Origin of the sequence: Mycobacterium sp. SMC-2 (assembly GCF_025263485.1) — a bacterium.
Taxonomy (GTDB): Bacteria; Actinomycetota; Actinomycetes; order Mycobacteriales; family Mycobacteriaceae; genus Mycobacterium.
Genome location: NZ_CP079863.1, coordinates 390784 through 408226 on the forward strand (window position 1 = coordinate 390784; position 17443 = coordinate 408226).

2 protein-coding genes are annotated in these 17443 nt (G+C 67.9%); one reads left to right on the forward strand and one right to left on the reverse strand.

Annotated features, from left to right (window positions below; translation table 11 throughout):
• Window positions 1–20: 20 nt before the first annotated feature.
• Window positions 21–16436, forward strand: coding sequence for an amino acid adenylation domain-containing protein (locus tag KXD96_RS01905; protein ID WP_396878943.1), 16416 nt, complete (start codon window positions 21–23; stop codon window positions 16434–16436).
• Here the strand turns inward: KXD96_RS01905 and KXD96_RS01910 are convergent.
• The gene (locus KXD96_RS01910) at window positions 16433–17368 is read right to left on the reverse strand and encodes a class I SAM-dependent methyltransferase (RefSeq protein ID WP_260742606.1); all 936 of its coding nucleotides are present in this window, start codon (window positions 17366–17368) and stop codon (window positions 16433–16435) included. The two genes, KXD96_RS01905 and KXD96_RS01910, sit on opposite strands and share 4 nt — an antisense overlap.
• Window positions 17369–17443: the final 75 nt, after the last annotated feature.

Below are 17443 nucleotides of genomic sequence, written 5' to 3' on the forward strand. Positions count from 1 at the left end.
TGACCTTCGAGGGCCGCTCAATGACGTACGCCGATCTCGACGAGGCGTCGAACCGGTTGGCGCACCTGCTGGTCGGCTATGGTGCCGGCCCGGGTGCGTGCGTGGCACTGCTGTTCTCCCGGTCCGCCGAGGCGATCGCGGCGATCCTGGCGGTGCTTAAAACCGGAGCGGCGTATCTGCCGATCGACCCGGCGGTACCCGCGACCCGCATCGAATTCATGGTTGCCGACGCCGCGCCCATTGTCGCGGTCACCACCACCGCGCAGGCCGGCCGGCTGCAGGCCTGCGACCTGACCGTCATCACAATCGAAGACCCCCGCATCGACACCCAGCCGGGGACGGCACCGCGGGCCCCGGCCCCCGACGACATCGCACACATCATCTACACCTCCGGCACCACCGGTGTCCCCAAGGGCGTTGCGGTTACCCATCACAACGTCACCCGGCTGTTCGATTCACTCGACATCGGGCTGGAACTGAGCCCGGCGCAAGTGTGGAGCCAGTGCCATTCGTACGCCTTCGACTTCTCCGTGTGGGAGATCTGGGGTGCCCTTCTGTTCGGCGGGCGCCTGGTCGTGGTGCCCGAGGCGGTAACCGGCTCACCGTCCGACCTCCACGCCCTACTCGTCGCCGAACACGTCACCGTGTTGAGCCAAACCCCCTCGGCGGCAGCCGCGCTCTCCCCCGAGGGATTGGGGTCGGTGGCGCTGATGGCCGCCGGTGAGACCTGCCCCGCCGACCTGGTCGACCGCTGGGCGCCCGGACGCGTGATGATCAACGGCTACGGCCCGACCGAAACCACCGTCTACGCCACCATCAGCGCCCCGTTGCGCCCCGATTCGACATTGGTGCCCATCGGGACGCCCGTGCCGGGGGCGGCGCTGTTCGTCCTCGACGAGCTGCTGCACCCGGTACCGCCCGGAGCGGTCGGCGAACTGTACGTCGCCGGCCACGGCGTCGGAATCGGGTATGTCCGCCGAGCCGCGTTGACCGCGTCACGGTTTGTCCCGTGTCCCTTCGGCGGAGCAGGAGCGCGGATGTATCGCACCGGGGATCTGGTGCGGTGGGCCCCCGACGGGCAGCTGCAGTATCTGGGGCGCGCCGACCAACAGATCAAAATCCGCGGCTACCGCATCGAGCTCGGCGAAATCCAAGCCGCGCTGACCGCACTCGACGGCGTCGACAGTGCCGCGGTCATCGCCCGCGAAGACCGCCCCGGCGACAAGAGACTGGTCGGCTACATCACCGGCACCGCCGACCCGGCCACCGCGCGCGCCTCGCTGGCCGAGCGGCTGCCCGACTACATGGTGCCGGCTGCGATCGTCATGTTGCAGGCGCTGCCGTTGACGGTCAACGGGAAACTCGACACCCGCGCCCTGCCGGCACCGGAATACCAAGATGCCGACCACTACCGCGCGCCGACCAACGCCGTGGAAGAAATCCTGGCCGGCATCTACGCCCAAGTCCTCGGGCTCAACCGGGTCGGCACGGACGACTCGTTTTTCGACCTGGGCGGCGATTCGGTGTCCGCGATGCGCCTGGTCGCCGCGGTCAGCACCGCGCTGGACGCCGACGTCGAAGTGCACGACTTGTTCGAACTCCCCACGATCGCCCAGTTGGCGCCCCGTATCGGCAGCAAAGGGGCGCGGCGTAAGCCGTTGGCGGCCGTCGAGCGCCCCGCGGTGGTGCCGCTGTCGTTTGCCCAGAACCGGTTGTGGTTCCTCGACCAATTGTTAGGGCCCTCAGTTGTTTACAACATGGCGGTGGCGTTGCGGTTGTGCGGTCGACTCGATGTCGACGCGCTGGGTGCCGCGCTGGCCGACGTGGTGGCACGCCATGAGAGCCTGCGCACGCTGATAATCGCGCCCGAGGGCATACCCCAGCAGCAGGTCGTGTCCGTAGAGCAGGCCGATTTCGGTTGGGAAATCGTCGATGCCGCCGCATGGTCACCAAGCCGGCTGCGAGCGGCCATCGAGGAGACGACGGGTCACACGTTCGACCTCGCAACCCAGATTCCACTGCGGGCAAGGCTTTTCCGCGTCGCCGATGATGAACACGTGTTGGTGGGCGTGGTGCACCACATCGCCGCCGACGGCTGGTCGATCACCCCGCTGGTGCGTCATCTGGGCATGGCGTATGCCAGCCGACACGCGGGGCGGTCCCCGGACTGGGCCGAATTGCCGGTGCAATACGTCGATTACACGTTGTGGCAGCGCGAACAGTTCGGCGATCTCGACGACGACCACAGCCCTATCGCCGGCCAGCTGGCCTACTGGCAGTATGCCCTGGCCGGGATGCCCGAACGCTTGCAGCTGCCAACCGATCGACCTTATCCGCCTCTGGCGGATCAGCGCGGCTCCAAAGCCGACGTGGACTGGCCGGCGGGGCTGCAGAAGCGAGTGCGCGAGCTCGCCGCTGAGCACAACGCGACCAGCTTCATGGTGGTTCAGACCGCCCTGGCGGTGCTGCTTTCCCGGCTCAGCGCGAGTTCCGATGTGGCGGTGGGGTTCCCGATCGCAGGGCGTGGCGATCCAGCACTCGACGAGCTGATCGGGTTTTTCGTCAACACGCTGGTGTTGCGGGTCGATCTGGCTGGAGATCCCAGCTTCGCCGAGCTACTCGGGCAAGTGCGCCGGCGCAGCCTGGCCGCCTACGATCGCCAAGACGTGCCTTTCGAGGTGCTGGTCGAGCGACTCAACCCGACCCGGTCCTTGGCCCATCACCCGCTGGTCCAGGTCATGTTGTCCTGGCAGAACCTTTCCGCGCACGAAAATCAGGGCACCGCAGCCGAATTGGCCTTGGGTGACGTACAGGTCAGCCAGGTGCTCGTGGACACCCACACCGCCCGCATGGATCTGTCGTTTTCCCTGGCCGAACGCTTCACCGAGGCCGGTGAACCCGCCGGGATCGGCGGCGCGGTGGAATTTCGCACCGACGTGTTCGACGCGAAAACCGTCGCCGCACTCGTCGAGCGGTTCGAGCGCGTGTTGGGGGCCATGACCGCCGACCCCGACCGGCGGTTGTCGTCGCTGGATGTGCTGGATGCCAGTGAGCACGCCCGGCTGGATCAGATCGGCAACCGGGCGGTGCTGACCGCGCCCGCACCTGCGCCCGTGTCGGTTCCGGAGTTGTTCGCCGGCCACGTGGCCCGCTCGCCGCAGACGGTCGCGATCCGCTGCGGCGGCCGCTCACTGACCTATCGCGAGCTCGACGAGGCCGCCAACCGGTTGGGGCACCGGCTGGCCGCCGACGGTGTGGGGCCGGGCTCGTGTGTGGCGCTGCTGTTGGAGCGGTCCGCGCAGGCGGTAGTGACAATGCTGGCGGTGCTCAAGTCCGGGGCGGCCTATCTGGCGATCGACCCCGCGCTGCCCGACGCCCGGATCGACTTCATGATCGCCGATGCCGCGCCGATCGCCGCTGTGACCACCGCGGGCCTGCGGTCGCGACTGGACGGGCACGACCTATTGGTCATCGATGTCGACGATCCGGCTGTCGACAGCCAACCGAGCACCGCATTACCGGAGCCCGACCCCGACGACATCGCCTACCTCATCTACACCTCGGGCACTACCGGCGTCCCCAAAGGCGTGGCCATCAGCCATCGCAACCTGGTCCACTTGGCGCAGTCGGCGCCGCCAGACCTGCCCGATGCGCCGGTGTGGACCCAATGCCACTCTTACGCCTTCGACTTCTCGGTGTGGGAGATCTGGGCTGCGCTGCTCGGCGGGGGGCGGCTGGTGGTCGTACCCGAGGAGGTAACCGCCTCGCCAGAGGACTTCCACGCCTTGTTGGTCGGCGAACAGGTCAACGTGCTCACTCAGACCCCGTCTGCGATCGCCGCACTCGCACCGCAGGGATTGGATTCGGTGACGTTGCTGCTCGGCGGTGAGGCCGTCCCCGCCGAGGTGGTGGATCGGTGGGCCCCTGGACGGGTGGTGATCAACGCCTACGGCCCGACCGAGGCGACGGTGTACGCGTCGATGAGCGCGCCCTTGAAGGCGGGGCCGTCGGGGTCGGGCGCGGCGCCGATCGGCGCCCCGGTGGCGACCGCGGCATTGTTCGTCCTCGACGGATGGCTGCGCCCCGTGCCGGCCGGGGTGGTCGGCGAGTTATATGTGGCCGGCCGCGGCGTGGGGGTGGGGTATGTGCGACGGCCCAGGTTGACCGCGTCACGATTTGTCCCGTGTCCCTTCGGCGGATCCGGGACGCGGATGTATCGCACCGGCGATCTCGTGCGGTGGGGCGCCGACGGGCAGCTGCGCTATCTGGGACGCGCCGATGACCAGGTGAAAATCCGCGGGCACCGCATCGAACTCGGCGAGATCCAGGCCGCACTGGCCGGGCTGGCCGGGGTGGAGCAGGCGGTGGCGATCGTCCGCGAGGACCGTCCGGGAGATAAACGCCTGGTCGGCTACATCACCGGAACAACTTGCCCCGCCGAGGCACGCGCGCGGCTGGCTGAGCGGCTCCCGGCCTACATGGTTCCTGCCGCGGTGGTGGTCGTCGACGCGCTGCCGTTGACGGTCAACAACAAACTCGATACTCGCGCCCTGCCGGCACCGGAGTACCGGGACGTCGATCATTACCGTCCGCCGACCAACGCGGTCGAGGAGGTCCTGGCCGGCATCTACGCCCGGGTGCTCGGGCTGGAGCGGGTCGGGGTCGAGGAATCGTTCTTCGACCTGGGCGGGGACAGCATCTTGTCGATGCAGGTGGTGGCCCAGGCCCGGGCGGCCGGGCTGACGTGTCGCCCGCGCGACATCTTCGTCGAGCAGACTGTGGCCCGGCTGGCGCGCGTGGCCGCGGCGGCCGGCGGTGAAGCCGTCTCGGTCGATGAAGGTGTCGGGCCGGTGGTGGCCACGCCGATCATGCGCTGGCTGTGCACCGTGGGCGGACCGATAGACCAGTTCAACCAGACGATGGTGGTGCAGGCGCCCGCCGGGGCCACCGGGGCCGACGTGGTGATCGTCCTCCAGGCGCTGCTGGATCGGCACGCCATGCTGCGGCTGCGCGCCGACACCGATGCTGCCGGCGACTGGTCATTCCAGGTGCCGGAGCCGGGTTCGGTCGACTCCGATGGTTGCCTGGACACCGTCGACATGCTCTCCGACGAGGCGCTGTCGGAGGGCCGGTCACGGTTGAACCCGGCCGGCGGGGCGATGGTGCGCGCAGTGTGGGCGAAAGCCAGCGGCCAGTTGGCGCTGATCATTCACCACCTGGCCATCGACGCCGTGTCTTGGCGAATCCTGTTGGAGGACTTGAACATCGCGTGGGCCCAGCATCGCAGCGGACAACCGATCGCGCTGCCGGCAGCCGGGACCTCGTTTGCCCGCTGGGCAGCACTGCTCGACGAGCACGCCCACACCCCGGCAGTCGTCAACCAGGCCGACAGCTGGCGAAAGGTGCTGGCGACCCCGGCCGCGTTGCCCCCGGTACAACCCGAGCTGGACACCTATGCCAGCGCCGGGCACCTGACGGCATCACTGGATGCGGAGACGACGCGCCTGCTGCTGGGTGAGGTGCCCGCGGCGTTTCACACCGGAATCACCGACATCCTGCTGATCGCGTTCGGGATGGCCTGGGCCGAATACACCGGCGCCGACAGCGGCGCGCCCATCGGCATCGACGTCGAGGGTCACGGGCGCCACGACGACCTGTCCCGCGACGTCGACCTGTCGCGCACGGTGGGCTGGTTCACCACCAAATACCCGGTTTCGCTGGCGATCGGTGGCCTGCGCTGGACCCAGGTCGTGGCCGGCGAAGCGGCGCTGGGTGCGGTGATCAAAGACGCCAAAGAACAGCTCCGCGCCCTTCCCGACGGCTTGACCTACGGGCTGCTGCGCTACCTCAACACCGACATCGCCCTGCGCGGGTCGGACCCCACGATCGGGTTCAACTATCTGGGCCGGATGGGCGCAGCCGCCGCCGTCCCTGACGAGCTGTGGCGGGTCAGCCAGGACGGCCTGCCGGTCGCCGCCGCGACCAAAGTCCCGATGCCGTTGGGACACACCGTGGAACTCAACGCATGCACCGTCGACACCGATGCCGGCCCGCACCTGCAGGCCACCTGGACGTGGGCCCCTTCGGCACTGGACCACGGCCGGATCAGGCGACTCAGCCAGCTGTGGTTCGACGCCCTGGCCGGCATCTGCGCGCATGTCCGGCACGGCGGCGGCGGGCTGACCCCCTCCGATATCGTCCCCGCCCGGCTCAGCCAATCTCAGATCGACGCGCTGCAGCAGCGGTACCGGATCGCCGACATCTTGCCGCTGACCCCCCTTCAGCAGGGACTGCACTTTCATGCCGGCACCACCGGCGGCAACGACGACCTGTATGCGATGCAGCTCGACATCACCGTCACCGGCCCGCTGGACCCGCATCGGCTGCACAATGCCGTACACACGGTGGTCAACCGCCATCCCAATCTGGCCGCCCGGTTCTGCGAAGAATTCGACCAGCCGGTTCAGATCATCCCGGCCGACCCCAAGGCGGCGTGGCAGTACTTCGAACTGGAGTCCGAGGAACAGGTCCGGCGGGTGTGCGCCGCCGAACGCGCGGCGGTCTGCAACCTCGCCGAGCCGCCCGCTTTCCGGGTGGCGTTGATCCGCACCGCCGAAGGACGGCACCGGGTCGTGCTGACCAATCACCACATCGTGCTCGATGGCTGGTCGCTGCCGATCCTATTGGGAGAACTCTTCGCCGGCTATTACGGACAGCGGCTCCCGGTGGCCACGCCGTATCGCCGGTTTGTCGGCTGGCTGGCCGATCGAGACCTCGAGGCCGCCCGCGCGGCCTGGCGCGATGTGCTGGACGGCTTCGACACCCCCACGCTGGTGGCCCCACCCAGTCGGTCAGGGCTCGGGCGGCGCGGCGTGATCTCGGCTCGGGTGCCCGAGGAGACCACCCGAGCGCTAACGGAGCTGGCCCGCTCGTGTCACACCACCGTCAACACCGTGCTGCAGGCCGGGTGGGCGCAGCTGCTGATGGGGCTGACCGGCCAGCATGACGTCACCTTCGGCACCGCGGTATCCGGCCGGCCGCCCGACGTGCCCGGCGCGGAAACGATGATCGGTCTCTTGATCAACACGGTGCCGGTGCGCGCGACCATCACCGCGGTCACCAGCACGGCCGACCTGATCGACCAGCTACGCAACGACCACAACCACACGCTGGAACACCAACACCTGGCGCTCACCGAGATCCACCGCGCCACCGGTCACGACCAACTCTTCGACACCCTGTTCGTCTACGAGAACTACCCCGTCGACACCGCCGCGTCGTTGGACGTCGGCGAGCTGGCCATCACCGACGTCGCCACCCGCGAATCCACCCACTACCCGCTGACACTGCAAGCCATGCCGGGCGACCAGTTGGGCCTGCGGGTCGAATTCGACACCGAGGTCTTCGACCCGGCCCGCATCGAAGCGCTGACGGCGCGGTTGCAGCGGGTGCTGGTGATCATGACGGGTGACCCGACGGCGCCGTTGGCGTCGGTGGACGTCCTCGACGCCGAAGAACACGCCCGTCTCGATGAGATCGGCAACCGCGCGGCGTTGACCCAGCCCGCGACGCCGGCGTCGATTCCGGGTTTGTTCGCCGCGCAGGTGGCGCGCGCACCCGAGGCGGTGGCGGTGACGTTCGACGGCCGCTCAATGACGTACCGCGAGGTTGACGAGGCATCAAATCGCTTGACGCACTTGCTGATCGAACATGGCGTGGGCCCCGGACAATGTGTGGCGGTGCTGTTCAACCGGTGCACCGACGCGATCATCGCGATCCTGGCAACGCTGAAGGCGGGGGCGGCCTATTTGCCGATCGACCCGGCGTACCCGCCGGCCCGGGTCGAGTTCATGATCGCCGACGCCGCGCCGATCGCCGCGATCACCGCCGTTGGGCTGGCCGACCGGCTGCGCGAGTACGACGTGCCGGTCATCGCTACCGACGACCCCACGGTCGATACATACCCGGACACGGGCCTCCCGCCACCGAGTTCCGATGACGTCGCCCACATCATCTACACCTCGGGCACCACAGGTGTCCCCAAGGGTGTCGTCGTGACCCACCACAACGTGACCCGGCTGTTCGACTCACTCGACGTCGGCCTCCGGACGCCGGCGCCGCAACAGGTGTGGACGCAGTGTCACTCCTACGCCTTCGACTACTCGGTCTGGGAGATCTGGGGGGCGCTGCTGCACGGCGGGCGCCTGGTGGTGGTGCCCGAGTCGGTGGCGGGCTCACCGGACGACTTCCACGCCTTGCTCGTCGCTGAAGGCGTCAGCGTCTTGAGTCAAACCCCGTCGGCGGTTGCGACCCTCTCACCCGAGGGTTTGGAATCGGCGGCGTTGATGGTCGCCGCCGAGGCCTGCCCGGGCGAGGTGGTGGATCGGTGGGCGCCCGGGCGGGTGATGATCAACGGCTACGGCCCGACCGAGACCACGGTCTATGCCGCGATCAGCGCCCCGCTGATGCCGGGGTCGGCGGTGGTGCCGATCGGTGCACCGGTGCCGGGGGCGGCGCTGTTCGTGCTGGATGGCTGGCTGCGGGCGGTGCCGGTCGGCGTGGCCGGAGAGTTGTATGTGGCCGGCCGCGGTGTCGGGTGTGGGTATCTGCGCCGCGCCGGGCTGACTGCGTCGCGGTTTGTGGCCTGTCCGTTCGGGGGGCCGGGAACACGCATGTATCGCACCGGAGACTTGGTGCGGTGGGGCGCCGATGGGCAGCTGCAGTATCTTGGGCGCGCCGATGAGCAGGTCAAGGTCCGCGGCTACCGCATCGAGCTTGGTGAAATTCGGGCGGCACTTGCCGGGCTGGCCGGGGTGGAGCAGGCGGTGGTGGTCGCCCGCGAGGACCGCCCGGGCGACAAGCGACTGGTGGGCTATGTCACCGAGTCCGTCACCGGGGCGGTGGACCCGGCCGCGGTCCGTGCGCAGCTTGCCGAGCGGCTACCGGCCTACATGGTGCCTGCCGCGGTGATGGTGGTGCAGGGGCTGCCCCTGACGGTCAACGGCAAGCTGGACAGGCGCGCGCTGCCCGCACCCGAATACCAAGCCGGTCTTTACCGCGCCCCCGCCGGCGTGGTCGAGGAGGTCCTGGCCGGCGTCTACGCCCAGGTCCTGGGGCTCGGGCGGGTCGGGGTCGACGAGTCGTTCTTCGACCTGGGCGGGGATTCGCTGTCGGCGATGCGCCTGGTCGCCGCGATCAACAAAACCCTGGATACCAACCTTGCGGTGCGCACGATCTTCGACGCGCCGTCCGTCAGAAGCCTGAACCGGCTGTTGGGTAGGGACGGCAGGCTGCTGGAAGCGGCTCCGGACGTGAGCCCGGCCAGCGATCTGTGCTTCGCGTCCGTGCACGGCGGCGACAGCACCGAGGTGCACGCCGGCGATCTGACGCTGGACAAGTTCATCGACGCCCCGACGCTGTCGGCCGCTCCGAGCCTGCCGCGGGCGGGCACCGAGGCCCGGACGGTCCTGCTCACCGGGGCGACCGGCTTCCTCGGCCGTTACCTGGCCCTGCAGTGGCTCGAGCGGTTGAAGCTCGTCGACGGCACGCTGATCTGCCTGGTGCGCGCCACGTCCGATGAACAGGCGCGGCGCCGCCTCGACAAGACCTTCGACAGCGGCGACCCCGAGCTGCTGCAGCACTTCCAGGAACTGGCCACCGATCACCTGCGGGTCATCGCCGGTGACAAGGGCGAAACCAACCTGGGCCTGGACCGGCGGACCTGGCAGCGGCTGGCCGACACCGTCGATCTGATCGTCGATCCGGCCGCCCTGGTCAACGCCGTCCTGCCCTACCGAGAGCTGTTCGGGCCCAACGTCATGGGCACCGCCGAGCTGATCCGGCTCGCGCTCACCACCAAGATCAAGCCCTACACCTACGTGTCGACTTCGGACGTCGGCCGCCAGATCGAGCGGTCGCTGTTCACCGAGGACGCCGACATCCGCGTCATCAGTCCCACCCGCAAGATCGACCACAGCTACGGGAACGGATATCCCAACAGCAAGTGGGCCGGTGAGGTGCTGCTGCGCGAGGCCCACGACCTGTGTGGGCTGCCGGTCGCGGTGTTCCGCTCCGGCATGATCCTGGCCGAGCCCGGGTATGCGGGCCAGCTCAACGTGCCGGACACCGTCACACGCATGGTGCTGAGCGTCCTGGCCACCGGCGTCGCGCCCTCTTCGTTCTTCCGGCTCGACCCCGACGGCAACCGGCAGCGTTCGCATTTCGACGGGCTGCCCGTCGGTTTCGTCGCCGAGGCGATCGCCACGCTGGGCGCCCGGGCGGTCGACGGTTTTAAGACCTACCACGTGATGAACCCGCACGACGACGGTATCGGGCCCGACGAGTACGTCGACTGGCTGATCGAGGCCGGTTACCCCATCGAGCGCATCGGCGATTTCGGGGAGTGGTTGCAGCGGTTCGAGGCCGCGCTGCGTGCCCTACCGGATCGACAGCGCCGGCACTCGGTGTTGCAGATGTTGCTGTTGCGCAATGCTATTCAGCCACCGCCGCCCGAGCCCAGCCGCGGGTCCTACGCGCCGACCGACCGGTTCCGCGCCGCGGTGCAGAAAGCCAAAATAGGCCCCGACAAGAACAATCCGGACATCCCGCACGTGTCGGCGCCGGTCATCCTCAAATACGCCACCGACCTGCAACTGCTCGGACTGCTGGGTGCGGAACGGGTCGGAGCCGACGACTCGCGTGTAGACGCGGGTCGGCGCAAGCCGTTGGTGGCCGGTCCACGCCCCGCAGTGGTCCCGCTGTCGTTCGCCCAAAGTCGGTTGTGGTTCCTCAACCGGTTCGAGGGTGGGGTTGCGACCTACAACATGCCGATCGCTTTCCGGATGACCGGGCCGCTGGACGTCGCGGCGCTGGGATCGGCACTCGACGACGTCGTCGCGCGCCATGAATCGCTCCGCACCATATTTCCCGACATCGACGGTGTGCCGTTCCAGCAGGTGATGCCGGCCAAGCCGGGCATGTGGCGGGGCGGGGAGCCAGCGGTGACGTCTTTGCCGGAGCAGGAGGTCGCCGGCAGGGTGATCGCGCTGGCGGGGTACCGGTTCGATTTGTCGGCAGAGATTCCGATCCGTGCGCAGATCTACTCGGTCGGGTCCGAGCAGCATGTGGTGGCAATTGTTTTGCACCACATCGCTTTTGACGGCTGGTCGTTCGCCCCAATGGTCAGGGACATCGCCGAGGCGTACCGGGCACGGTCGCGGGGGGAGGCGCCGGGGTGGGCGCCGTTGCCGGTGCAGTATGCGGACTACACGCTTTGGCAGTTGGATTTGTTGGGCGCGGAGTCTGATCCGGACAGCGTTATCGCGGGCCAATTGCGTTACTGGCGGCAGGAATTAGCCGATCTGCCGGTAGTCGCGTCGCTGCCGACGGATCGGGCCCGCTCGCCGGAGCCCAGTTTCCGCGGTGATGCGATCGATGTGCCCATCGACCCGCCAACATGGGCGGGTATCAAACGCGTTGCAGCAGAGCATAATACAACGGCGTCGATGGTGCTGCAGGCGGCGGTGGCGGTGTTGTTGCACCGAGTCGGCGTCGGCGAGGACGTGGTGATGGGCACCCCGATCGCCGGACGGTTGGATCAGGCGCTCGACGATCTGGTCGGGTTCTTCGTCAACACCTGGGTGTTGCGGGTGGGGATCACTTCCGCGCACCGGTTCAGTGATGTGCTCCAACAGGTGCGCCATAAGGCGCTGGATGCCTACAGCAACCAGGATGTTCCGTTCGAGCGGCTGGTCGAGCAGCTCAACCCGGTGCGCTCCACGGCACACCATCCGCTGTTTCAGGTCTTCGTGGCCTTCCAGAACAACGTGCGCCCCGAGGCGTTGTCGTTCGACGACGTCAGCGTCGAGCCGCTGACGGCCGCGACCGGAACCGCCAAGTTCGACCTGGATTTCGAGTTCAGCGAGGTGCCGACCGACGATCCGGCCGCGCCGATGGCCACCGCGGTGGTGACCTACGCCACCGACCTCTTTGACCGGGCCACCGTCGAGCGGTTGGTCGCCTGGTTTGGGCGGGTGATCGAGGCGGTAGTAGCGGACGCGTCGGTGGTGGTGGGAGACGTCCCGCTGCTCGATCGTGGTGAGCGGGACCTGGTGCTGTGGCAGTGGTCCGGCACGGGCGTGGAAGCGCCCGTGGAGGTGGCGCCGCAGTTGTTGGCCGCGGCGGTGGCGGCCCGCCCCGAGGCGGTGGCGGTGGTGGACGGCACCCGGGAGGTGTCGTATCGCGAGCTTGATGAGTGGTCTACGCGGTTGGCGCGGGTGCTGATCGAGGCGGGGGTGGGTCCCGAGCGTGCCGTGGGCGTGGCGATGGACCGGTGCCTGGAGCTGGTGGTGGCCTGGTGGGCGGTGGTCAAGGCCGGCGGAGCGTATGTGCCGGTGGATCCGGCCTATCCGGTCGAACGGATCGCCACGATGCTGGACACGGTCGAAGCGGGGTGGGTGTTGACGTGTGGTACCGACACCGTGGCCGGGGCCGGGCCGCGCCCGGTGCTGCGCGTCGACGGTCTGGACCTGTCCGGGCGCTCCGCGGACGCGATTACCGATGCCGACCGGCTCGCGCCGCTGGGGACAGACAACACCGCCTATGTGATGTTCACGTCGGGGTCCACCGGCGCCCCCAAAGGGGTGGCGGTCAGCCACACCGGTCTGCTCGCGACGGCGCTGGGCGAGGGGGTCGGGTTAGGCGCCGATTCACGGTTGCTGATGGTGGCCTCGCCGACCTTCGATGTGTCGGTCGGCGAGGTGTTGGCGGCGGTGAGGTCGGGCGCGGCGCTGGTGGTGGCGGGCAGGGGGGCTTACGCCGGGGAGACGTTGACCACGTTGCTGCAGCGCCAGCAGGTCAGTGCGGCGGTATTCACGCCGACCGTGCTGTCGTCGCAGGATCCGGCCCGGCTGAACGGGGTGGCCACGCTGAGCACCATCGGGGAGGTCCTCCCGGCGGAGTTGGCGGCCACGTGGGCGCCGGGCCGCCAGATGTTCAACACCTATGGCCCCACTGAGACCACGATCTGGGTCACCTGCACGGCGCCGCTGTCGGCGGGGCAGCCGGTGGGCATCGGCGCCCCGCTGCCGGGAGTGTGCGCGCTGGTTCTCGATGCCCGGCTGAATCCGGTGCCCAGGGGAGTGGTCGGCGAGTTGTATGTGAGCGGGGCGGTGCTGGCGCACGGCTATGTGGGACGGGTGGACCTGACCGCGGAACGGTTCGTCGCGAATCCCTATGGGGCTGCCGGCGCGCGGATGTACCGCACCGGTGACCTGGTGCGATGGACCCCGGACGGAACACTGGACTACGTCGGCCGCGCGGACACCCAGATCAAACTGCGCGGACAGCGCATCGAATTGGGCGAGATCGAAAACACCCTGCTGTCGTGCCCGCAGGTAACCCAGGCAGCCGCAACCGTGCGCCACACCAAGACCGGCGCCCACCTCGTCGCCTACATCACGATTGAGCACACCGCCAACGCCGACCACGACGCCGTAAACGTCGAAGAGTGGGAGCACGTCTGGGACGAGCTGTACGGCACCGAGGTCGGGGACTCGGCGTTCGGCATGGACTTTCGGAGTTGGAACAACAGCTACACCGGCGATCCGATCCCGCTCGAGGAGATGTTGGAGTGGCGCTCGGCGACGGTGGATCGGATCATCGCCCTGCGGCCACGAAGGGTGCTGGAGATCGGCACGGGCTCAGGGTTGGTGCTGTCACAGGTCGCGCCGCAGTGCGAGCACTACGTTGCTACCGATCTGTCGGCGGCGGCCATCGAGGGGCTGGCCCGCTCGCTGGAGCGGTTGCAGATTCCGTGGCGTGATCGGGTCGAGCTGCTGACCCAACCCGCCCATGTGGTCGAGGGACTGCCGCCCGGCCACTTCGACACCATCATTCTCAACTCGGTCATCCAGTACTTCCCCAATCGGCAATACCTCGCCGACCTCATCGACAGCGCTATGGAACTGCTGGCCCCCGGCGGGGCACTGTTCATCGGCGACGTCCGCAACCACACCCTGCAGGGGGCCTTCCAAACCGCGGTCGCGCTGGCCCGCACCGACACCACGGACACCGCCGACATCCGCCAACGGGTTCACCGCGCCATGCTCAGCGAATCCGAATTGCTCTTAGCCCCAGAGTTTTTCACCACATGGGCCGCCGACCACCGGTCAGTGGCCGGGCTCGACATCCAGGTCAAACGCGGATTTGCCGACAACGAACTGAACCGGTACCGCTACGACGTCGTCGTCCACAAAACCCCGACCTCGGTGCGCTCGCTCGCGACCGTGCCCACCTGGACGTGGTCTCACTGCGCAGGGCTGGATGGGTTGCGCACCCAATTGACTACGCAACGTCCGGCCACGGTCCGCGTCGCCGAGATCCCCCAAACCGGAGTGTTCACCGACGTACACGTCGAACAGGCGATCGCCACCGGGCTACCGCTGGCCGACGCGCTCGCTGAAGCCACCGCCATCCCCGACACCGCCACCGCCGAACAATTGCACCGCGCCGGCGAAGCCGCCGGATATCACGTCGCGGTGACCTGGGGCGCTCAACCCGGCACCCTCGACGCCGTCTTCATCGGCCCCGAACCGCACCACCGGCACGCCCCACCGCTGACCGACCTCTACCTGCCCAACACGCGGGCCTGCCGAAGCGCCCCCCACGCCAATGAACCCCGCACCAACACCAAGGTCGCCGCGGTGCGCCAACGTTTGAGCGCGCGGCTGCCCGAATACATGGTGCCGTCCCAGATAGTGGTGCTTGAGCAATTCCCGTTGACCTCCTCGGGCAAGATCGACCGAAAGGCGCTGCCGGCGCCGGTGTTTGCCGCCACACCCTTCCGGGACCCGCAGACCCCGACCGAGAAGATCGTGGCCGGCGTCTACGCCCAGGTCCTGGGGCTCGAGCGGGTCGGGGTCGACGAGTCGTTCTTCGACCTGGGCGGGGATTCGCTGTCGGCGATGCGCCTGATCGACTCGATCAACAAAGTCCTGGACTCACGTCTCGCGGTGCGCGCGGTGTTCGACGCCCCGTCCGTCAGAAGCCTCAGCGAGCGGGTGGACCGACATGACAGCCCGGCCGCCGATCTGTGCTTCGCGTCCGTGCACGGCGGCGACAGCACCGAGGTGCACGCCGGCGATCTGACGCTGGACAAGTTCATCGACGCCCCGACACTGTCGGCCGCTCCGAGCCTGCCGCGGGCGGGCACCGAGGCCCGGACGGTCCTGCTCACCGGGGCGACCGGCTTCCTCGGCCGTTACCTGGCCCTGCAGTGGCTCGAGCGGTTGAAGCTCGTCGACGGCACGCTGATCTGCCTGGTGCGCGCCACGTCCGATGAACAGGCGCGGCGCCGCCTCGACAAGACCTTCGACAGCGGCGACCCCGAGCTGCTGCAGCACTTCCAGGAACTGGCCACCGATCACCTGCGGGTCATCGCCGGTGACAAGGGCGAAACCAACCTGGGCCTGGACCGGCGGACCTGGCAGCGGCTGGCCGACACCGTCGATCTGATCGTCGATCCGGCCGCCCTGGTCAACACCGTCCTGCCCTACCGAGAGCTGTTCGGGCCCAACGTCATGGGCACCGCCGAGCTGATCCGGCTCGCGCTCACCACCAAGATCAAGCCCTACACCTACGTGTCGACGAGCGCGGTGGGCTACCAGATCGAGCGGTCGCTGTTCACCGAGGACGCCGACATCCGCGTCATCAGTCCCACCCGCAAGATCGACCACAGCTACGGGAACGGATATCCCAACAGCAAGTGGGCCGGTGAGGTGCTGCTGCGCGAGGCCCACGACCTGTGTGGGCTGCCGGTCGCGGTATTTCGGTGCGACGTGATCCTGGCCGAGCCCGGGTATGCGGGCCAGCTCAACGTGCCTGACGTGTTCACGCGGACGGCGTTGAGCGTCCTGGCCACCGGCGTCGCGCCCTCTTCGTTCTTCCGGCTCGACCCCGACGGCAACCGGCAGCGTTCGCATTTCGACGGGCTGCCCGTCGGTTTCGTCGCCGAGGCGATCGCCACGCTGGGCGCCCGGGCGGTCGACGGTTTTAAGACCTACCACGTGATGAACCCGCACGACGACGGTATCGGGCTCGACGAGTACGTCGACTGGCTGATCGAGGCCGGTTACCCCATCGAGCGCATCGGCGATTTCGGGGAGTGGTTGCAGCGGTTCGAGGCCGCGCTGCGTGCCCTACCGGATCGACAGCGCCGGCACTCGGTCCAGGACGTGTTGCAGTTCCTGCTAAACACCGCCGAGCAGTTCCAACCCCCTGAGCCGAGCCGCGGGTCCTACGCGCCGACCGACCGGTTCCGCGCCGCGGTGCAGAAAGCCAAAATAGGCCCCGACAAGAACAATCCGGACATCCCGCACGTGTCGGCGCCGGTCATCCTCAAATACGCCACCGACCTGCAACTGCTCGGACTGCTCTAGCCCGCTTGAGGAACTCCGTTGGCGTCCAAAGGTTTACGCGCCGACGCGATCACGTAGTCCGCGAAGCCAGTCGATCGTTCCCACAGCGATACGCCGCGGCACTGGGCGCGATCGTCTTCCGTAACCTCCACGACCACTTCATCCATCTTTTTCTTTTCCTGAACGCGCTGCCACATGTACTTGGCCATCCCCGGGTACACGTCTTCCCGGATCGATTCCACGAGCACGTCGCCGAATCCCGCGGCAGCCAGCCGCCGGGGGTATTCCTCGCGGTCGTAGTAATTGGCTTTGGGAATGTGGCCGTACTTTCGGCCGAAGACGGTCGTCAGGCCGGATTTGCTGCCCGGATTCGGGAGCATGTCGGCGAGCGCAATGGTTCCTCCTGGTTTGAGGACACGAAATGCTTCGCGCATGAATTGATCACGCGTGTCAAAGTGGAATGCGCATTCCAGGGCCAAGACTTTCTCGAACGATTCGTCGGGAAACTCCATTGCGGTCGCGGAACCGGATCGGATGTCGATTCGTTTCTGCAGCCCGCGCCCGGCGACGCGTTCTCGGCCCTTTTCGACGTGGACAGGTGTGATGTCGATGCCCGTGATGTGAGACACCTTGAAACAATCGAGAAGAACAAGATCCTGCTCGGCGAAACCGACGCCGACGTCGAGGACCCTATCGCCTGGTTCCAGCCCGGCCCGCGTTCCCAGGAGTTCGACCATCGCGACACAAGCGTCGGGATAGGTGCGAGCGGCCTTCCAGTAACCGAGGTTGAGCCATAGCGGCTTGGACTCATCGGCGTACCCCTCATTCATGAAGTCGATGAGGTCGTCGCCGATCACCGTGTAGTAAGCCGCTGCGTCTTTCTGTCGCATCAGGTCAAAGGCCTGGCTGGCCCGCCGGAACGCCAACTGGATCGAAAAGGCGATTCGGCGCATTTTCTTCCTTCGGGAAACCGGTGGTTCATGGTAGCGCGTTTCCGTTTCCGTCGTCGTGCGGCGACTACGAGGAGG